Raw genomic sequence first — 17,734 nt, forward strand, 5'->3', positions numbered from 1 at the left:
TTGCGTCTCAACGGCAACACCCTGAGGGCCGGAGACTGGAAACCGCCTCAGGATCGCGCAGGCCGATTCGTCTTGATCGCCTCATCTCATTCTTATTACTTTTGGGGTAATCGAATTCTGTCACGACCCTTGGCAATCTGTGCCTGCGGAGCCGGCAATCGGCTTCGATTGAAAGGGAGTGCACTTATGACCGCTTACGCCGTCGCCCATATGCGCCAAGCCACGATGGGCCCGCAGATCGTCGAATACCTGCACAAGATCGATGCCACGCTGGAACCTTTCGGCGGCCGTTTTCTGGTCCATGGCGGCGATGTCGAGGTGATCGAGAACAACTGGCCGGGCCATCTGATCATCATCGAATTTCCCGACAGGCAGCATGTGCATGGCTGGTACAATTCGCCCGCCTATCAAGCGATTCTGGCGCTGCGCACGGACAATTCGGAGGCCGACGTGGTGTTTGCTGACGGCGTCGAACATCCGCACAAGGCCACGGACATCCTCGAATAGCTTGCGGCTACTGCCGTTTCAGCAGGAACACTGCCTGCTGGCCGAAGAAGTTCCAGAACCACCACGGCATCGACAGGCCGATCTTCTGGCCGTTGGCGTCGAGAGCGGTTGCCTTCTCGACGGTCGCGCCGAGCTCGTCGCACAGATTGACGAAGTCGCGGATGGTGCAGAAGTGGATGTTGGGCGTGTCGTACCAGGAATAGGGCAGGTCCTTGGTCACTGGCATGCGGCCGTTGACGAACAGTGACAGACGCACACGCCAATGGCCGAAATTGGGGAAGGAGACGATGGCGCGATTGCCGATCCTGAGCAGTTCGTCGAGCACCAGCTTCGGGTTGCGGGTGGCCTGCAGCGTCTGCGAGAGGACGACGAAGTCAAAGCCCTTGTCGGGATAGAATTCGAGATCCTTGTCGGCATCGCCCTGGATGACCGAGAGGCCGCGCGCCACGCATTCGTTGACGCCGCGCTGCGACAGCTCGAGCCCACGGCCGTCGACCTGCTTGCTGTCCTGCAGCAATTCGAGCAGCGAGCCGTCGCCCGAGCCGACATCGAGCACGCGCGACTGTGGTGGGATGAGGTTGGCGACGACTTCAAGGTCGACGCGCTGGTCGCGGTTGACGCTCATAGGCCCAGCCCTCTCGCCCTGGCGGCCGAGCCGATGAAGCCGTTGATGGCGGCAAACAGTTCCGGCTCGTCGAGCAGGAATGCGTCGTGGCCGCGGTCGGTCTCGATCTCGACGAAGGATACCGATGCTCCGGCGGCGTTGAGCGCATGCACGATCGAGCGGCTCTCCTCGGTCGGAAAAAGCCAGTCCGAGGTGAACGACACCAGGCAGAAGCGGGTTTTCGTGCCGGCGAAAGCATCGGCCAGCCGGCCGCCATGGTCGGCGGCAAGGTCGAAATAGTCCATCGACCGCGTCATGTAGAGGTAGGAATTGGCGTCGAAGCGATCGACGAAGGTCATGCCCTGGTGGCGCAGATAGCTTTCGATCTGGAAGTCGGCGTCAAAGCCGAAGGTCAGCGCTTCGCGATCCTGCAGATTGCGGCCGAACTTGCGGTGCAGGGCGGCTTCCGACAGGTAAGTGATGTGGGCGGCCATGCGCGCTACCGCCAGGCCCTTTTCCGGGCGTTTGCCGTGCTCGAAATATTTGCCGCCATGCCAGTCCGGATCGGCCATGACAGCCTGGCGGCCAACCTCATGAAAGGCGATGTTCTGCGAGGAATGGCGCGCGCCGGTGGCGATCGGCAGCGCCGAGAAGACGCGCTCCGGATAGCTCGACGCCCATTCCAGCACCTGCATGCCGCCCATCGAGCCGCCGAGCACGCAGAACAATTTTTCGATGCCGAAATGGTCGATCAGCATCTGCTGCGCCCGCACCATGTCGCGAATGGTGATAATGGGCAGGTCAAGCCCATAGGGCTTGCCGGTGGCGGGATTGGTCGAGGCCGGACCGGTGGACCCAAGGCAACCGCCGATGACGTTGGAGCAGATGACGAAGAAGCGATTGGTGTCGATGATCTTGCCGGGGCCGATCAGCACTTCCCACCAGCCAGGCTTGCCGGTCACCGGATTGGTGCTGGCGACGTGCTGGTCTCCGGTCAGTGCATGGCAGACGAGGATGGCGTTGGAGCGGGCATCGTTCAGCGTGCCGTAGGTCTGGTAGGCGATCTGGAACGGTGACAGCAGCGTGCCGGCGTCCAGCTTGAGCGGCTTGTCGGATCCAAAACGCAAAACCGGGCTCGACGGTTGGTCGACCTCGTTGTTGGTTTTGCGGGCACGCAGAACGGCCATGACATCCATCTCACACTTTGAGCCCACGCATCGCGCTTGTCGAAAGTCGATGCCGATACGGGTGTCCGGCCGGCGCGGACAACAAAAAACCGGCATTGCGGTCGCAAAGCCGGTTACAGGATGCAAACGGCCCTTTAGCAAGTTGTTTAACGTGGCTGCAAGCCGACCGGCCAAATCACCACGGAAGTCGCACCCCTTCTAGGGCTGTGGCGCGCCGTCGTCAACGGCCAGCCCTGGGCGATGGCTGTCGCCTCTCGACATTGCAGGCCACGGCTTGTATTTCCGCTGCGGCTTCCCTCAGGAAGCGTTCTCGACGGATTTTGCGACATGAGCCAGACACCGGACCAGGCACGTCCAACCCCGCGTGCGGGCATCATGGACATCGACGCCTATGTGCCGGGCAAGAGCACGGCGCCCGCCGGCGTCGCCAAGGTCCACAAGCTGTCATCAAACGAGAATCCGCTAGGGCCCTCGCCGAAAGCGATCGAAGCCGCGCGCGAGATTGCCGGCAAGCTCGACATCTATCCCGACGGCACCGCCAGGCGGCTGCGCGAAGCGATCGCCGAGGTGCACGGCCTCAACCCGCAGAACATCATCTGTTCCAACGGTTCCGACGAGATTCTCGGCCTGCTAGCGCAGACCTATCTGGCGCCCGGCGACGAGGCCGTCATCACCGAACACGCCTTCATGGTCTACAAGATCTACATCCAGTCGGCGGGTGCCGTTCCGGTGACGATCAAGGAAAGAGACGAGCGCGCCGACATCGACGCCATCCTGGCCGCGGTCACGCCGCGCACCAAGATCGTGTTCCTCGCCAATCCCAACAACCCGACCGGCACCTATGTGCCGTTCCAGGAGGTTCGCCGGCTGCATGCCGCGCTGCCGAAGAACGTGCTTCTGGTGCTCGACGCGGCCTATGCCGAATATGTCCGCCGCAACGACTATGAGGCCGGCATCGAGCTGGTCGGCAGCACCGAGAACGTGGTGATGACCCGTACCTTCTCCAAGATCGGCCTAGGCGGGGCGCGGATCGGCTGGATGTATGCGCCGATGCATATCGTCGACGCCATCAACCGCGTGCGCGGTCCCTTCAACGTCAATGCGACGGCGATCGAGGCCGGTATCGCAGCCATCCGCGACCGCGCCCATGTCGAGCGCAGCGTGGCGCACAACGAGACCTGGCTTGCCTGGTTGAGCGAGGAATTTACAAAGCTCGGGCTGCGGGTGACACCCAGCGTCGGCAATTTCGTCCTCATTCATTTTCCCGATGACCAGAAGCATTCGGCGGCGGCGGCGGACGACTATCTGACGGCGCGCGGCTATATATTGCGGCGCGTTTCGGGCTATGGCTTTCCCAACGCGTTGCGCATGACCGTCGGCACCGAAGAGGCCAATCGCGGCGTTGTCGCCGCTCTCACGACATTCCTGAAAAGCTAGAGACCATGACATCACCGATGTTTGAAAAGATCGCGCTGGTCGGCATCGGCCTGATCGGCTCGTCGCTGGCCCGCGTCATCCGCCGCGAAGGTCTCGCCCGTCACTTGGCCATTTCGACCCGCAGTGCCGCGACACTGGCGCGAGCCGAGGAACTCGGGCTGGGCGATAGCTATACTACCGATGCGAGAGAAGCTGTCCGCGATGCCGACCTGGTCATCGTCTCGGTGCCGGTCGGCTCGTCCGGCGCGGTGGCCGAGGAAATCGCGCCGGCGCTGAAGCCGGGTGCGATCCTCACCGATGTCGGCTCGACCAAGGCGTCCGTCATCGCGCAGATGCAGCCTTATGTGCCTGAAGGTGTCCATTTCATTCCCGGCCATCCGCTGGCGGGCACGGAAAAATCCGGCCCCGACGCCGGTTTCGCCGACCTGTTCGACAATCGCTGGTGCATCTTCACGCCGCTGCCCGACACCGACCCGGACGCGCTGGAGAGGCTGTCGGAATTCTGGCGCCGCTGCGGTGCCAACATCGACACGATGGACCCGCAGCATCACGACATGACGCTCGCCATCGTCTCGCATTTGCCGCACATCATCGCCTACAACATCGTCGGCACCGCCGATGATCTGCAGTCGGTGACCAAGTCCGAAGTGATCAAATATTCGGCTTCCGGCTTCCGCGACTTCACCCGCCTTGCCGCCTCCGACCCGACCATGTGGCGGGATGTCTGCCTGCACAACAAGGACGCCATTCTCGAAATGCTGGCGCGGTTCTCGGAAGATCTGGCGTCGCTGCAACGCGCGATCCGCTGGGGCGACGGCGAAAAGCTCTTCGACCTGTTCACCCGCACCCGCGCGGTGCGCCGCTCGATCATCGAGGCCGGCCAGGACATCGACGTGCCCGATTTCGGCCGCCAGGCCGTCGAGCATCCCGCGAAGGGCTAAGTCTGTTTCAGGCTGGCCAGGTCTGCGCAACCATGGCCAGCGTCTCGGCCCTTTCCGGCGCGCCCAGCCTGCCGCCGAAGCGCAGGCATTTGAGCGCGGCGGCCGCACTGGCAAAGCGCAAAGCCTGCTCGACCGGCATGGCTTCCGCCAACCCGACGGCGAAGGCGCCGTGGAAGACATCGCCGGCGGCGAGCGTATCCACTGCCTTGATCCTCGGCGCCGCGACATGGCGCACACAGCCTGCGCGACGGTCGTGCCACCAACAGCCCGCCGCGCCGCCGGTTACCGCGACAAAGGCGTCGGTGCGGCTGGCGAGATCGGCGCAAGCCGTTTCCGGATCGAGCGCCTGGCCGCAGACGATGCGCGCCGCCGTTTCCGAAGCGACGATGTGCGTGGCGAGCGGCAACAGCTGTTCCAGAACTTCCAGCGGCGCGGTGTCGGCATCGAGGATCGCCGGACGCCCAACGGCGCGTGCCGCCTTGAGTGCCAACGCTGCCGCGCCCGGCCAGCGGACATCGACCAGCACGGCGTCGAATGCCGTGAGGTCGGCGACCGGCAAGACTTCGGGATCGGCCTGGGCCAGCCCGTCATAGAACGGCACGATGATGCGCTCGCCATGCGCGTCGACCAGGATCGAGGCCAGCGCCGAGCGGGCGCCTCTGACGCGGCGCACAAAGGTGCAATCGACGCCTTCGGCCTCGATGCCGGCGATGAGCTGGTCGGCGACGGCATCGTCACCCGCACTCGCCCACAGCGATACCTCGGCCCCCAGGCGATGCGCGGCGCAGGCAGCACTGGTGGCCATGCCCGAGGCAATCTGGACGCCGTCGGAGGCAATGAACTTGCCTTGATGCACAGGCAGTGTCTCGACGCGCAGGATGGTGTCCAGCGTCAAGGCGCCAACGCTCAGCAGCTTCACGGGTTTTGCCATGGTTGAGCTATTCGACCGGCTTGATCTTGCCCAGCGGAATGAAGCCGAGCGAGGCCTTGCCCCTGACCACCTTCAGCGGCATCGACGGCTCGTTGCCGAGCACCGCCAGGGCAGAAAAACCCTGCTCGATCTGGCTTTTCTGCTCGGGTATGGCGGCGCCGAGGATGGCCGCCACCGCCTTCGGGTCCTTCAGCCTGATCATCAGATCGGCGTTGACCAGGCCCTCGGCATCAACCGAGAGCGGTCCCGAAACGGTGATGCGCGCCGTGCCCGACGACAGGTCAAGGTTGCGGATTTCGATCGCCTGGCCACGAAGGCTCTTCACCTGCGTGCCGATCAGTGCGACGCCGTTCTTCAATGTCACATCGCCGCTGGCATCGAGCGCCGGAAGCACGCGCCCTCCAATTGCGTCGGGGTCGATCTCGAGATCGCCGAAACTGCCGAGATAGTCGATATCCTCGCCGTTGGGCTGCAGCTGACCCGATGCCTTGCCGGCGCTGAACAGTTGCACCGGATCGGTGTCGTCGGCCGGATCGGTCTGGCCGGACAGGCCCTCCGCCTCCAGCGAGATCCGCTGCGGCAGCGGCCACCACAATTTGAAACTGGCCTGCAGATTGTCCCAGTCGATCCACAGCGGCACCATGTCCGGAACGGAGGTCCTGAGCGGGCCGCGCAGATTGGCAACCGGCGACAGAGGCTGGATGATCTGGGCGGCCGCGTTGAAACTGCCGGCTGAAGCCGCAATGTTCCTGGCATCGTCCTCATAGGCGAGGTTGTCGCAGGAGACGGTAAAGCTCAAGGGATAGCCGCTGACCTGGAGATTGGCACAGCCGGCCTCGACGCCATTCTTGTTGAGCGTGGCGACCGCCTTGTCGGCCTCGCTCCTGACGCGGTCGGCCAGATAAAACCAGCCGCCGCTGTAAAGGGCGAACAGCACGACGATGAACGCTGCAAGCCAGAACAGGCGGCGACGGTTACTTGGCTGGCGTTCGTCACTTGACGTCATGCTTTGGCTCTCGTTAACGCATGGGTGTTGCGGACGGGTGGTCGATTCCGCCAGGCAGACAGACGAATAGTTAGACGGGACGGGCGGAAAAAACACCGGTCCGGGTGCGGTGTTGGCATCTTTTGCAATCAGGCGCGGCGATATGGGCGATTTTTGGGTGTTTGGCTATGGCTCGCTGATCTGGCGGCCGGGATTCGCGCATGTCGAAACACAGCGTGCCCGCCTGCATGGCTACCGGCGCTCGCTCTGCGTCTATTCCTTCGTGCATCGCGGCACGCGCGAGCGGCCGGGGCTGGTGCTCGGCCTCGACCGTGGCGGGTCCTGCGTCGGCCTCGCATTCCGCGTCCCCGGCGACTTGCGCGACGAGGTCATGGCCTATCTTCGCGAGCGCGAACTGGTCACCAATGTCTATCTGGAGCGCATGCTCAAGATTCGCCTCGACGGGGGCGGTACGGTCGACGCGGTGGTCTACATTGTCGACCGCCAGCACGAGCAATATGCCGGAGCGCTCGACGCGGCGGATGCAGCGGCCGTGGTGCGCGGCGCGGTCGGCCAGTCCGGCAACAACGAGGACTATGTGCTGAGCACGCTTGAGCATCTCGAGGCACTGGGCATAAGCGACCACTGGCTGGAGGATGTCGCCAGCCAGGTCGCGCCTTTGTGAAGCTGGCTCTGCGGAAAAAGGCGGCCAGGCCTTTGACCTCGTTCAGGCAAGACCTAGGTTAGGCTCCGACCCTCAGCCCGCGGCGCCCTTTGCCCGCCCAATCATCCCGGAGATCCGCCTTGCAGAAACGTCGTCTCGGTCGCACCGACCTGTCCATCGCGCCGCTGGTTCTGGGCGGCAATGTCTTCGGCTGGACCGCCGACGAGAAAACCTCGTTCGACCTGCTCGACCGCTTCGTCGGCGCCGGCCTCAACGCCATCGATACGGCGGATGCCTATTCGCGCTGGGTTCCCGGCCACAAGGGCGGTGAATCGGAAACCATCATCGGCAAATGGATGAAAGACCGTGGCAATCGCGACAAGGTCGTGGTGATCACGAAGGTCGGTTCGGATATGGGGCAGGGGCACAAGGACCTGTCCGCCGCATACATCGAAAAGGCCGTCGACGCATCGCTGAAGCGGCTGCAGACCGAAGTCATCGACCTCTATCTGTCGCACTGGCCGGACCCTGCAACCCCCTACGAAGAAACGCTTGGCGCCTACGAGAAGCTGCTCGCCAAGGGCAAAATCCGCTATGCCGGCTGTTCGAATCTCGACGCCGGCCAGTTGCGTGCCGCACTCGATGTGGCGAGCTTGCGCAGCCTGCCGCGCTACGAGGTGCTGCAGCCGGAATACAATCTTTACGACCGCTCGTCCTTCGATGGGCCGTTGCGCGATCTATGCGTGGCCGAGGACATCGGCGTCATCACCTATTTCAGCCTGGCCAAGGGTTTTCTCAGCGGCAAATACCGCAGCGAAGCCGACCTCGGTCAAAGCCCGCGCGGCGGCGGGGTGAAGGACTATCTCAATGCGCGCGGCATGCGCATCCTTGCGGCACTCGACGCGGTTTCATCAAGGCATTCTGCCAAGCAGGCGGAAGTCGCGCTTGCCTGGGTTATCGCTCGGCCGGGCGTCACCGCGCCGATCGCCAGCGCCACCAAGCCTGAACAGATGGACAGCTTGATCAGGGCGGCGTCGCTGAAACTGACCGCCGCCGACATGACCGAACTCGACAGAGCGAGCAGCTGAAGCTTCAGGCGCCACGCCTCGCACGAACGTCCAAGACGCCCCTCTGGTCCTGCCATACCGTCTCTTCGCGCAAGGCAGGACAGAGGAGAGATGACTGAGCCGCTTCTTTCGCAGCCGGATCTTTGGGGGCAACTTCTCGCGCTCGTGCTTGCCGCCCTGGTGATCATGGGCAGCCCGGGTCCGGCAACGATAAGCGTTACCGCCGTTGGGGCCGCCTTCGGTTTGCGCCACTCGCTGGGCTATGCCTTGGGAATTATCCTGGGCACGATCGCCGTGCTTCTGGTTGTCGCGACCGGGGTCGTGGCGGTGCTTACCTCGATGCCGAGGCTGGCGCCGTTGCTGGCTTTCGCCTCCGCGGCCTACATCCTCTATCTCGCCTTCAAGATAGCCACGGCGCCGCCCATGGCAGCACGCGCCGCCGAGGCTTCGTGTCCAACATGGCTGGCTGGTTTCCTTCTCGCGATCGCCAATCCAAAGGCCTATGTGGCGATCGCCGCCGTGTTCGCCGGTGCTTCGTCCAAACAGGGCGCCACTGAACTTGGTCCATGGCTGAAGCTGACGATTCTCGCCGTCATGATCGTTGCCATCCACGCCGTGTGGCTTGTCTTGGGAGTGGCATTCGCGCGCTTCCTGCGCCGGCCGGCGGCCTCGCGGATCGTCAACCTGGTCTTTGCCGCGACGCTGGTGTTGACCACCGCGCTGGCCGTTTTCGGCTGAGAACTGCCGGCAGGAGACTTCCGGTTCAGGCTTTGTGTCTTGCGGCGTTGTCCAGCTCTTGCAGCCTTTTCACCGCTGTCGGCGGCAAGGCAGGCGGATTCGGGCCCCGCGCGGCATCAATCAGGAACTGGTCGCAGGCAGCCTCGGTCTCGCCGATCAGCCGGGCCATGAATTCGTCCTTGCTCAGTCCCGGTGGGATCGGCGGCAGGAACCGCGCCTTCACGGTGCCGGGGTAGCGCAGGAATTTGCGGCGCGGCCAATAGAGGCCGGCGACATGGGCAACCGGCACCACCGGAACGCCAAGCTGCGCATAGATTTCGACGATGCCGTATTTGTAGGCCGGCTCGTCGCCCGGCGCGCGTCTTGTCCCTTCGGGGTAGATGATGAGCTGGCGAGGATTGCGCGCCATCTCCGCCTTGGTCGCGGCGACCACGGCCTTCAGCGCTTTCGAACGGCTGCCGCGATGAACCGGAATCATGCGCATCTTCATGATGTACCAGCCGAAGAACGGGATCCAGGTGAGCTCGCGCTTCAGGATGTAGAGAGGGTCGTGAAGATAGGGAAAGAAGGCGATCGCATCCCAGAACGACTGGTGTTTGGGGGCCAGGATGAAGGAGCCTTCGGGCAGGTTTTCCCGGCCGGTGATCTCGCTCTTCGTTCCGGCGATCTTGTCGTAAAGCCACATCGAGGTGCGCGACCAAAATTTCGGCACGAACCAGGCGCGGTGCCGGGGCGACAGGAAATAGTATGGGGTCCAGAGGATCATCTGGACGATCAGGTTGACGTAAAAGACGAAATTGAACGTCAGCGATCTGATGTAGAGCATTTGGGGGGAGCCCGGTGAGGAGGTGAGCGTTGGTTACACCAAGCGCGGGAAAAAAGGAAATGGCCGCAGGGCGCTTTGGCTGGCAACGAAGAACGGTCGCCAATGGGGGTTGGCCTGGTTCCGCTACATCAGCCGCGCCTTCAGGCGCGGGGCGGCAAAATCGAGGAATGCGCGCAGCTTGACCGGCAGCAGGCCGTGGCCCGCATGCACCAGGCTTACCGGCCATGGCTTTGGCTCAAACTCCTGCAGCAGGATGCGCAGCGTGCCGGACCGCAGCGCGGCTTCGATCTGGTAGGAAAGCACACGTGTCAGTCCGACGCCGGCAATCGCGGCATCGATGGCCGCTTCGGCGGTGTTGACCTGAAGCCGCGAGCGGACCCGCACCGGGATTTCGGCCTTGCCCCTGATGAAGCTCCAACTGGCGGCGGAGGCAAGTCCCTCGAAGGTGATGCAATCGTGTGTTTCCAGATCCTCCGGGGTGGTCGGCGTGCCGTGTTCGGCAAGATAGGCCGGGCTGGCGCAGACGACGCGGCGGATCGCGCCGACGCCGATGGCGACCAGGCTCGAATCGGGCAACTGGCCGATACGGATGGCGAGATCGAAATGGTCCTCGACCAGCTGGGTTATGCGGTCGGCCAATGTCAGGCGGATGTCCACGTCTGGATAGGCGGCGAGAAAGCCGGTGACGACCGGCAGCACGTGCAGGCGGCCAAAGACGACCGGCGCGGTGATGGCCAGTTCGCCGGTCGGAGCACTGTATTCGCCGGCTGCCGTGCGTTCGGCCTCGCCGACGTCGTCGAGGATGCGGCGGCAGGCGGCAAGATAGGTCTGGCCGGCATCGGTCGGTGTCAGCCGTCGCGTCGAGCGATTCAGGAGGCGTGTGTTCAGATGGCGCTCGAGACCGGAAATCTTGCGGCTGACCGTCGCCAGCGGAATGCCGAAACGGCGGCTGGCTGCTGAAAGGCTGCCGGCCTCCACCGCGGCGACAAAGAGCGACATGGCTTCGAGACGATCCATAGCTTCTTCCGGAAAATGGAAGGACAGGTTACGAATATGTCATCTGCATTTGAATGATGGAAGGCTCTATATTGTGTCTGTCGGCCTGCCCGCAGCATGGCCCACAAAGGAGTTGCCATGTCCGAAGCCCGACCGCCGCTGCCGCCGTTTACCGCCGAGACATCAGCACAGAAGGCGCGCATGGCCGAGGATGCCTGGAATTCACGCGATCCGGCGCGGGTTGCGCTCGCCTATACCAAGGACAGCCGCTGGCGCAACCGCGCCGAATTCCTGCAAGGCCGCGACGCCATCCAGGCCTTCCTGACGCGCAAATGGAGTCGCGAGCTCGACTACCGGCTGATCAAGGAGGTCTGGGCCTTCCACGGCAACCGCATCGCCGTGCGTTTCGCTTACGAATGGCGCGACGACAGCGGTTCATGGTTCCGCAGCTACGGCAACGAGAACTGGGAATTCGATGAACACGGGCTGATGCGCCTGCGCATCGCCAGCATCAACGACCTGCCGATCGGCGAGGCCGATCGTAAGTATCACTGGCCGCTCGGCCGGCGACCGGACGACCACCCGACGCTGTCGGAGCTCGGACTTTAGCATCTTGCCGCAAGGAAGCTTTCAATGAACGCGCATGCTTTCACCAGCGACGTCGCCTTCACGCCGACCGTCAAGGCGATCCAGGCCCGCAAGGGCTCACGTCAGTCCTATGCCCGCGTCGAGGAGCGTGGCGGCTGGCAGGCCGGCATCACCCCGGACCTTGCCGCCTTCATCGAAATGCAGACCAGCGTCTTCCTGTCGACCGCCAACAGCGAGGGGCAGCCCTATGTCCAGCATCGCGGCGGGCCGGCCGGCTTCCTCAAGGTGCTGGATGAACATACGATCGGCTTCGCGGATTTTTCCGGCAACCGGCAGTTCATCACGCAGGGCAATCTGGCCGACAATCCAAGGGCGTTCCTGTTCCTGATCGACTATATGCACCGCCAGCGCATCAAGATCTGGGGCACGGCGCGGGTCGTCGAGAGTGACGCCGAACTGATGGCGAAACTGATGCCGCAAGACTACAAGGCGCGCCCCGAGCAAGTCATCCTGTTCACCGTCTCGGCCTGGGATGCCAATTGTCCGCAGCACATCCCGCAACGGTTCGAGGCGGCCGACGTGGCGGCGGCACTCGGCGAGCGGGACAAGCGGATCGAGCGCCTTGAACAGGAGATCGCACGGCTCAGGGGAAATACGGGCGCGGCCGCAGCGGAATAATCAGCCGCCGGCCGCTGTTTCGGCCAGCGCTATGCCATTGGGCGTCGGCTTGACCGGCACGATGCCCCGCGCCAGCGCCAGCAAATATTTGTTGTATTCGGTGAACAGCACGCGCAATGCCCGCGGCTTGGTCAGCCAGCCGCCATTGTCGAGGTTGGAATTGACCACCGGATAGGGCTCGAGCTTGGCGCCATGCAGCAGCCTGCCCATTTCCAGCAGGCTTCGGGGCATATGATAATTGTTGGTGACAAGGATCACCGTGCCATAGGCGTGGCTCTCGACCCATTTGGCGCTTTCCTCCGCATTGCCGATCGTATCGAGCGCGGCGCGGTCGATGTCGACGCAACAGGAGAACAGCTTCTTGTCGCCGCCGGTCGCCGCCTGCAACTGGCGACGGCTGGCCGAAGGATGGACGCCGCTGATCAGCAGCCGCTCGCCCTTGCCGGACGCCAGCAGATCCATCGCCGCATCGAGGCGGGACTGGCCGCCGGTCAGCACGATGATCGCGTCCGCCTTGGCCGGATTGGCAGGCGTGGTCAGGTGACTGACCTTATTGGCGAACCAGCCGAAGCCGCCGGCAAACAATGTTGCGAGGATGAGGACAGAGAGAGCGGACAGGCGCAACGCGGCTCTTAGACGGCTCACAGTGGAGCGGCCATGCGAACGGGCAACCACCACTGGCATCTGCCCAGCCGTACCGGTCGAATCCCGCGCGTCCATCGCCATATGGTTAATCCTGAAATGCGGCTTTGGGTAGGTAAAAGACGCACTTTGCGTTACGTGAATTCTCCATCCGTGATCACCCTGTCCTATCTATGTCGTTGTCCCAAAACCGGTTCCACTTTTGGGCGACATGAATTAGCCTGCATCCGGCTGGCGGACATCGATGTCGCTGAGATAGGCAACGACGGTGGCGTGGGACGTGGCAGCCGTCAGTCCGCCGATCACCAGCACCATCAACACGACACCGAGATAGCCTGCCGAACCGATGGCGAAATTGCCGAACAGGGCGGTCGCCTGGTCGGCCTGCGGCGTCGCCATATTGCGCGACGACCACCAGGAAAAGACGATGAAGACGAGCACTGCCGCGGCACCGCCAGCCGCCGCTCCCTTCATGCCGGTGACCAGGAAATGCCGGCGGAATTCGCGCGCGATGAAGCGTGCTTCGGCGCCGACGAAATGCAGCACTTCGATGATGTGACCGTTGCCGGCCATGGCGCCGCGCGTCGCGAACACCACGGTCAGCACGGTCGCCGACAGCATCAATGCCAGCACGGCAATGCCGATGGTCACCGTGGTGCGGGCCATCGCTACCAGCCGGTCGACCCAGGTGCGGTGATCATCGAGCGATGCGCTCGGCAGTTTCGGCGTGATCGCGGCGCGCATGGCAGCGAAATCGGGCGGGCTGTTCTCGTCGATGGTGACGATGATCAGGCGCGGCACGGGTAATTCGTCGATGTTGAGCCCCGAGCCCAGCCAGGGCTCAAGGAGCCTCGCGGTCGCCTCGCGGTCGATGATCCGGGTCGTCTTGACGCCAGGGAATTCCCCGGCGATCTGGGAGGCCTGGGTAAGGGCTGCTTCCATGTCGAGGCCGTCGACCGGCTTGATCTGGATGGTCGCCTCGCGTGAAATCTGGTTCTCCCAGACGGACGCTGTGTCGCGCACCAGCGTCACCGCGCCGAAAGTCAGGCAGGACAGGAAGGTCATGATGGCGATGACCAGGACCAGTGCCCGGCCGGCGATGTTCTGCGCCGGCACGATCGGCGCCATCCTGCGCTGGGCGCGGGGCTTTGCCTCGGTCGCCTCGGCGTCCTGCTCCCGTTCCACAAAATGTTCGGCGGACAGTTCAGTCATAGATGTCCAGCCTTCCGCCGGCCAGGATCATGCGGCGCGCGTCGACCTGTTCCATCAGGCCAAGGTCGTGGGTGGCGATCACCACCGCGGTGCCGAGACGGTTGAGCTCGATAAACAGCCGCAGCAGCCGTCGCGCCAGCGGCGGATCGACATTGCCGGTCGGTTCGTCGGCGAGCAGGATTTCCGGCTGCTCGATCAGCGCCCGCGCGATCGCCGCGCGCTGCTTCTCGCCGCCGGACAGAACCGGCGGCAGCACGTGCATGCGCTCGCCCAGCCCGACCCACTTCAACAGTTCGGTGACATCGGTGCGGTAGCTCGCCTCCTCGCGCCCGCGCACGCGCAGCGGCAGCGCGACGTTCTCGTAGGTGGTCATGTGGTCGAGCAGGCGAAAATCCTGGAACACCACGCCGATGCGGCGGCGCAGATGCGGCAATTCGGTGCGCGAGATGCGCGAACGGTCCTTGCCAAAGATGGTGATCAGCCCGCGCGTCGGCTTCAGCGACATGAACAGCAGGCGCAGCAAGGTCGTCTTGCCGGCGCCCGAAGGCCCGCTGAGGAACTGGAAGGAGCGCTCCGGGATGTGCAGGGAGATGTCGCGGAGGATTTCCGGACCCATGCCATAGCGGAGGCCGACATTTTCGAAACGAATCAATTTCGACGACCTGAATTTCGGCACGGCGGCGAGCCGGCCTGTTCTGGGTAAAGACCATCGGCCGGCATGGTTAACCGGCGGTTAATTTCTGGGCTCTTTCGGCTCGTCACGAGGGCTCCGGTGGGGAAGCGTTAACCATTTGTGTTTACGCAAAAGAAACGAAAAGCGAACACGTGCTGCAATGCTGGGGCCATGATGGCTGACGATCGAACCGCGCGCCCGGTTTCCGGCGAAATCATGACCGATCCGGCGGCAATTGCCGCAGCGGACCGGTTCATGCGTGGTTCGGCCGCCGACATCGTCGATGCCGACTACGTGGTGATGCCGCGCCTTGCGCCTGCCGTGGAGAGCGTTTCGCCGCTGCCGCGCGCGATCGTCATGCCACCCGTCGCGGGCATGGACATGCTGCGCAAGCCCGAGGCCCCGCCGGAGCGGCTACCAGCCTCGCGCGGCGGGCCGATCTTCTGGGTCGCTGGCATCGGCGCTGCCTTGGCCGCGTTCTGGGTCTCCGGCGGGCACGCGCTGGTGCGCCAGGCGCCGTTTCTGTCCAGCGCGCAGGCGTCGGCGCTCAGCATTTCGGGCGTCACGTCACGCGTCGACGCTACCGGGCCGAACGCCGCACTGTTCGTCGATGGCGAGGCCGTCAATGATGGTGCGAAACCGACGGAGTTGCCGCCGCTCGAAATCCGGGTGACCGGCAATGACGGGCAGACTACCCGCTATACGTTGGGGACATCCGGCCGTTCGCTGGCGTCTGGCGAAAGATTCGGCTTTGCCAGCCGGCTCGACGTGCCTAGAAACGGTGTGAAGACCGTGTCGGTCACTTTCGCCGAATAGGCGATCACCGGGGAAGACCATCAATGCCCATCGTACGCGGCAAGGACATCGAGGTTCTGTTTTCAGCATCGGCGATCGCGCGGCGCAATCTCGAGCTCGCCAAGGAGATTGCCGGACACGACTATCACGATCTGCTGGTGATCTCGGTGCTGAAGGGCTCGTTTATCTTCGCCGCCGATCTTATCCGGGCCATGCACGATGTCGGCCTGTCGCCGGAGGTCGAATTCATCTTCATCTCCAGCTATGGCGCCGGCACCAGCAGCGGCGAGGTGAGGGTGCTGCGCGACATCGACAATGAGGTCGCCGGCCGCGACGTGCTGCTGATCGACGACATTCTCGAATCGGGGAAGACGCTGAGCTTTACCCGCGAGCTGATGTTGTCGCGGGGCGCCAAGAGCTGTTCGATCGCCGTGCTGCTCGACAAGCGCATGCGCCGCCAGACCGAGCTCAATGCCGATTATGTCGGCTTCGACTGCCCCGACTATTTCGTCGTCGGCTACGGCATGGATGTAGCCCATGCTTTTCGCGAGTTGCCGTTTGTCGGTGTCGTCAAAGGGGATGTCTGAGCGGCATCAAAAAGGTTTGCTGATGCTTAGAGCGGTTCGCCGCTTCACGAAAACGCCGAACCGCTCTAGTTTTTTGTTTTGACGCAATTCCCAAGGGAAAGCGCTATGCGCTTTTCCCGGAAAACCGTCTCACACTTTCCTGAATTGCTCGGGGGCTTTCAGGAAAAGTCAACTTTTGGCGGCCAAATATGCCGGCCATGGCAAAGCTTCTGATCGTCGAGGACGATGAGTCCGTCCGCACCCTGGCCGCCCGCGCGCTTGAACGCGCCGGGCACACAATCGATATCGCGGCGGACGGCGCGCAGGGACTTTCGCTGATCCAGGCGGCGCGTGGCGGCTACGATCTCGTCGTCTCCGATATCCGCATGCCGGAGATGGACGGCATCGAGATGGCGATCGCGGCTGCTGCATTGTTTCCGTCGATCAAGATCGTGCTGATGACCGGCTATGCCGACCAGCGCGAGCGCGCCGAGGAATTGAACGGCATCATCCTCGATGTCGTGCAGAAGCCCTTCACGCTGGCCGAAATCCGTTCGCGAGTCGAGCGGGCGCTGATCTGCTTCGCCTGATCAGGCTGGGTCGGCGGCAGCGAGCACAGGTGGAACATTCTTGCGCCGTTCGGTGTTGAGCGCCAGCAGACCGGCGCCGATGATCAAGGCAGCACCGATCACCGTCGTCGACCGCGGCACCTCGGCGAAGAACAGGAAACCCCACAGCGGCGACCACAGGATGCCGGTGTATTCGAAGGTGGCAACGCGGTTGGCCGGCGCCATCCGGTAGGCCTGCGACAGCAGGATCATGCCGGCGGAAGCGACGAAACCGCAGGCCGCCATCTTGAGAAAATCTGGCAGCGTCGGCCAAAGCCATGGCCGTACCAGGAATTCCAGGCTCGGGTGAACGGCGTGTGTGATGCCGGCCAGGTGAAACGCCCCGGCAACCACGGCGGCGCCGACCAGATAGGCGCCGTTCTGATAGAAGGCCATGACGGTGGACGATTCAGTATCGCCGATCTTGCGGGCCATCAGCTGCGAAAAACCATAGAGCGCCGCCGAGCCCAGCGACAGCAGCGCTGCCCAGTCGAACAGCCCTGCGCCGGGGCGCAGCATCACGAGGACGCCGAACAAGCCGATCAGCACGGTTGCCAGTGTCTGCCAGGAGACCCGCTCGCCAAGGTACGGTCCGGCCAGCACCATGATGAACAGCGGCGCCATGAAATAAAGCGCCACCGCATCGGCGAGCGGCAAAGCGGCGATGGCCAGGTAGTACATCGTATAGGAGGTGAACTGGATGAAGGCGCGCACCGTCAGCATGCCGAATCGCTTCGAAAGGATCGCCCGCAAGCCGACATCGGCATGGACCAGAACGATCAGGATAGGCAGGGCGACGATCGAGCGGATCGCCATCACCTCGGTCACCGGATAGCCGCTCGACACGGCTTTGACGAGCGGATCCTGCAGCGAAAAGACCAGCACGCCGAGGCACAGGCTCAGGATGCCGCCCACCATCCGATTCTGCATCTGCATCCAGGCTCCTGCGCGCACGACCCGAAGCTGCCGCCGGCGGGGTAAAAAGAACCCGCCACCGTTTCGGGCAGCGGGCACGAGTGAGGACTCTTGATTGGTCCGCGGCTGATTTCGCAGCCGCATATCCAATGGGTATGGCGACTATCGTCCGCC

The 17,734-nt window shown here is 63.5% G+C and carries 21 protein-coding genes and 1 riboswitch; of the genes, 11 read left to right on the forward strand and 10 right to left on the reverse strand.

From position 1 onward, the window contains the following. Positions 1–186 precede the first annotated feature (186 nt). On the forward strand, positions 187–507 hold the full coding sequence (locus AC0L3E_RS27905) for a DUF1330 domain-containing protein (protein WP_127268376.1): 321 nt from the start codon (positions 187–189) through the stop codon (positions 505–507). A 7-nt stretch (positions 508–514) separates the two neighbouring features. Here AC0L3E_RS27905 and metW read toward each other — a convergent pair whose 3' ends face one another. Together metW and metX are read right to left on the reverse strand one after the other, a co-directional pair. Continuing rightward, positions 515–1,132 (reverse strand): methionine biosynthesis protein MetW, encoded by a 618-nt coding sequence (metW, locus tag AC0L3E_RS27910; protein WP_127268377.1) that lies wholly within the window; start codon positions 1,130–1,132, stop codon positions 515–517. After that, positions 1,129–2,298, reverse strand: a complete 1,170-nt coding sequence (gene metX / locus AC0L3E_RS27915; protein ID WP_127271091.1) for a homoserine O-acetyltransferase MetX — start codon at positions 2,296–2,298, stop codon at positions 1,129–1,131. Before metX ends, metW begins: the two co-directional genes overlap by 4 nt. 114 nt (positions 2,299–2,412) lie before the next feature. After that, positions 2,413–2,490, reverse strand: a riboswitch (SAM riboswitch). A 135-nt stretch (positions 2,491–2,625) separates the two neighbouring features. On the opposite strand from metX, the gene hisC reads away from it, so the two are divergent. Both hisC and AC0L3E_RS27925 read left to right on the forward strand, forming a co-directional pair. After that, on the forward strand, positions 2,626–3,735 hold the full coding sequence (gene hisC / locus AC0L3E_RS27920; protein ID WP_127380017.1) for a histidinol-phosphate transaminase: 1,110 nt from the start codon (positions 2,626–2,628) through the stop codon (positions 3,733–3,735). Between the two features lie 5 nt (positions 3,736–3,740). Next, positions 3,741–4,676 (forward strand): prephenate/arogenate dehydrogenase family protein, encoded by a 936-nt coding sequence (locus AC0L3E_RS27925; RefSeq protein ID WP_206631266.1) that lies wholly within the window; start codon positions 3,741–3,743, stop codon positions 4,674–4,676. Positions 4,677–4,683: 7 nt separating this feature from the next. Here AC0L3E_RS27925 and AC0L3E_RS27930 read toward each other — a convergent pair whose 3' ends face one another. Together AC0L3E_RS27930 and AC0L3E_RS27935 are read right to left on the reverse strand one after the other, a co-directional pair. After that, complete coding sequence (locus AC0L3E_RS27930) at positions 4,684–5,607, reverse strand: sugar kinase (RefSeq protein WP_473606103.1); 924 nt, start codon at positions 5,605–5,607, stop codon at positions 4,684–4,686. 7 nt (positions 5,608–5,614) lie between these two features. Then, entirely contained in the window at positions 5,615–6,613 is a 999-nt protein-coding gene (locus AC0L3E_RS27935; RefSeq protein WP_127397515.1) for a DUF2125 domain-containing protein, read from the reverse strand. Positions 6,614–6,755: 142 nt separating this feature from the next. Between AC0L3E_RS27935 and AC0L3E_RS27940 the strand changes: the two genes are divergently transcribed. The 3 genes from AC0L3E_RS27940 to AC0L3E_RS27950 all read left to right on the forward strand — a co-directional run bounded on the left by AC0L3E_RS27940 (position 6,756) and on the right by AC0L3E_RS27950 (position 9,061). Continuing rightward, positions 6,756–7,277 (forward strand): gamma-glutamylcyclotransferase, encoded by a 522-nt coding sequence (locus AC0L3E_RS27940; RefSeq protein WP_127268943.1) that lies wholly within the window; start codon positions 6,756–6,758, stop codon positions 7,275–7,277. Between the two features lie 119 nt (positions 7,278–7,396). Beyond that, entirely contained in the window at positions 7,397–8,344 is a 948-nt protein-coding gene (locus AC0L3E_RS27945; RefSeq protein ID WP_292566175.1) for an aldo/keto reductase, read from the forward strand. A gap of 90 nt (positions 8,345–8,434) precedes the next feature. Next, on the forward strand, positions 8,435–9,061 hold the full coding sequence (locus tag AC0L3E_RS27950; protein ID WP_292566177.1) for a LysE family translocator: 627 nt from the start codon (positions 8,435–8,437) through the stop codon (positions 9,059–9,061). A gap of 25 nt (positions 9,062–9,086) precedes the next feature. Here AC0L3E_RS27950 and AC0L3E_RS27955 read toward each other — a convergent pair whose 3' ends face one another. Next, a complete protein-coding gene (locus AC0L3E_RS27955) occupies positions 9,087–9,887 on the reverse strand; it encodes a lysophospholipid acyltransferase family protein (RefSeq protein WP_127809194.1) in 801 nt (266 codons plus the stop codon). Positions 9,888–10,010: 123 nt separating this feature from the next. Further along, entirely contained in the window at positions 10,011–10,904 is an 894-nt protein-coding gene (locus tag AC0L3E_RS27960; protein ID WP_473606105.1) for a LysR family transcriptional regulator, read from the reverse strand. Positions 10,905–11,021: 117 nt separating this feature from the next. On the opposite strand from AC0L3E_RS27960, the gene AC0L3E_RS27965 reads away from it, so the two are divergent. Together AC0L3E_RS27965 and AC0L3E_RS27970 are read left to right on the forward strand one after the other, a co-directional pair. Further along, positions 11,022–11,492: a nuclear transport factor 2 family protein gene (locus AC0L3E_RS27965; RefSeq protein WP_292334244.1), complete on the forward strand. Its 471-nt coding sequence runs from the start codon at positions 11,022–11,024 to the stop codon at positions 11,490–11,492. Positions 11,493–11,516: 24 nt separating this feature from the next. Continuing rightward, positions 11,517–12,149 carry a pyridoxamine 5'-phosphate oxidase family protein gene (locus AC0L3E_RS27970; protein ID WP_292455541.1) on the forward strand — a complete coding sequence of 211 codons (633 nt, stop codon included), beginning with the start codon at positions 11,517–11,519 and terminating at the stop codon, positions 12,147–12,149. Here AC0L3E_RS27970 and AC0L3E_RS27975 read toward each other — a convergent pair whose 3' ends face one another. The 3 genes from AC0L3E_RS27975 to ftsE form a co-directional block, all read right to left on the reverse strand. Beyond that, a complete protein-coding gene (locus tag AC0L3E_RS27975; protein ID WP_127270825.1) occupies positions 12,150–12,875 on the reverse strand; it encodes a YdcF family protein in 726 nt (241 codons plus the stop codon). It lies immediately after the preceding gene. A gap of 132 nt (positions 12,876–13,007) precedes the next feature. Further along, complete coding sequence (locus AC0L3E_RS27980; protein ID WP_027038121.1) at positions 13,008–14,003, reverse strand: cell division protein FtsX; 996 nt, start codon at positions 14,001–14,003, stop codon at positions 13,008–13,010. After that, positions 13,996–14,655, reverse strand: coding sequence for a cell division ATP-binding protein FtsE (gene ftsE, locus AC0L3E_RS27985; RefSeq protein ID WP_010911739.1), 660 nt, complete (start codon positions 14,653–14,655; stop codon positions 13,996–13,998). The genes AC0L3E_RS27980 and ftsE overlap by 8 nt, the downstream gene beginning before the upstream one ends. Positions 14,656–14,847: 192 nt before the next feature. Between ftsE and AC0L3E_RS27990 the strand changes: the two genes are divergently transcribed. From AC0L3E_RS27990 to AC0L3E_RS28000, 3 genes are all read left to right on the forward strand, one after another. Further along, positions 14,848–15,492 (forward strand): hypothetical protein, encoded by a 645-nt coding sequence (locus tag AC0L3E_RS27990; protein ID WP_127271081.1) that lies wholly within the window; start codon positions 14,848–14,850, stop codon positions 15,490–15,492. Positions 15,493–15,515: 23 nt separating this feature from the next. After that, a complete protein-coding gene (hpt, locus tag AC0L3E_RS27995) occupies positions 15,516–16,058 on the forward strand; it encodes a hypoxanthine phosphoribosyltransferase (RefSeq protein WP_023811104.1) in 543 nt (180 codons plus the stop codon). A gap of 197 nt (positions 16,059–16,255) precedes the next feature. Then, on the forward strand, positions 16,256–16,627 hold the full coding sequence (locus AC0L3E_RS28000) for a response regulator (protein WP_027038124.1): 372 nt from the start codon (positions 16,256–16,258) through the stop codon (positions 16,625–16,627). Here AC0L3E_RS28000 and AC0L3E_RS28005 read toward each other — a convergent pair whose 3' ends face one another. Then, positions 16,628–17,575, reverse strand: coding sequence for a DMT family transporter (locus AC0L3E_RS28005; protein WP_164753801.1), 948 nt, complete (start codon positions 17,573–17,575; stop codon positions 16,628–16,630). Positions 17,576–17,734 lie beyond the last annotated feature (159 nt).

The sequence above is a fragment of the Mesorhizobium sp. WSM4822 genome (assembly GCF_055811155.1).

What these genes read in the sequence shown, in the direction of transcription:
- hisC (WP_127380017.1), top strand. Translation starts at nt 2,626, where the DNA reads ATGAGCCAGACACCGGACCAGGCACGTCCAACCCCGCGTGCGGGCATC.
- AC0L3E_RS27935 (WP_127397515.1), bottom strand. Translation starts at nt 6,613, where the DNA reads ATGACGTCAAGTGACGAACGCCAGCCAAGTAACCGTCGCCGCCTGTTC.
- AC0L3E_RS27955 (WP_127809194.1), bottom strand. Translation starts at nt 9,887, where the DNA reads ATGCTCTACATCAGATCGCTGACGTTCAATTTCGTCTTTTACGTCAAC.
- AC0L3E_RS28000 (WP_027038124.1), top strand. Translation starts at nt 16,256, where the DNA reads ATGGCAAAGCTTCTGATCGTCGAGGACGATGAGTCCGTCCGCACCCTG.
- hpt (WP_023811104.1), top strand. Translation starts at nt 15,516, where the DNA reads ATGCCCATCGTACGCGGCAAGGACATCGAGGTTCTGTTTTCAGCATCG.
- AC0L3E_RS27980 (WP_027038121.1), bottom strand. Translation starts at nt 14,003, where the DNA reads ATGACTGAACTGTCCGCCGAACATTTTGTGGAACGGGAGCAGGACGCC.
- metX (WP_127271091.1), bottom strand. Translation starts at nt 2,298, where the DNA reads ATGGCCGTTCTGCGTGCCCGCAAAACCAACAACGAGGTCGACCAACCG.
- AC0L3E_RS27975 (WP_127270825.1), bottom strand. Translation starts at nt 12,875, where the DNA reads ATGGCGATGGACGCGCGGGATTCGACCGGTACGGCTGGGCAGATGCCA.
- AC0L3E_RS27970 (WP_292455541.1), top strand. Translation starts at nt 11,517, where the DNA reads ATGAACGCGCATGCTTTCACCAGCGACGTCGCCTTCACGCCGACCGTC.
- AC0L3E_RS27930 (WP_473606103.1), bottom strand. Translation starts at nt 5,607, where the DNA reads ATGGCAAAACCCGTGAAGCTGCTGAGCGTTGGCGCCTTGACGCTGGAC.
- AC0L3E_RS27950 (WP_292566177.1), top strand. Translation starts at nt 8,435, where the DNA reads ATGACTGAGCCGCTTCTTTCGCAGCCGGATCTTTGGGGGCAACTTCTC.
- AC0L3E_RS28005 (WP_164753801.1), bottom strand. Translation starts at nt 17,575, where the DNA reads ATGCAGAATCGGATGGTGGGCGGCATCCTGAGCCTGTGCCTCGGCGTG.
- AC0L3E_RS27905 (WP_127268376.1), top strand. Translation starts at nt 187, where the DNA reads ATGACCGCTTACGCCGTCGCCCATATGCGCCAAGCCACGATGGGCCCG.
- AC0L3E_RS27990 (WP_127271081.1), top strand. Translation starts at nt 14,848, where the DNA reads ATGATGGCTGACGATCGAACCGCGCGCCCGGTTTCCGGCGAAATCATG.
- metW (WP_127268377.1), bottom strand. Translation starts at nt 1,132, where the DNA reads ATGAGCGTCAACCGCGACCAGCGCGTCGACCTTGAAGTCGTCGCCAAC.
- AC0L3E_RS27965 (WP_292334244.1), top strand. Translation starts at nt 11,022, where the DNA reads ATGTCCGAAGCCCGACCGCCGCTGCCGCCGTTTACCGCCGAGACATCA.
- AC0L3E_RS27960 (WP_473606105.1), bottom strand. Translation starts at nt 10,904, where the DNA reads ATGGATCGTCTCGAAGCCATGTCGCTCTTTGTCGCCGCGGTGGAGGCC.
- AC0L3E_RS27925 (WP_206631266.1), top strand. Translation starts at nt 3,741, where the DNA reads ATGACATCACCGATGTTTGAAAAGATCGCGCTGGTCGGCATCGGCCTG.
- AC0L3E_RS27940 (WP_127268943.1), top strand. Translation starts at nt 6,756, where the DNA reads ATGGGCGATTTTTGGGTGTTTGGCTATGGCTCGCTGATCTGGCGGCCG.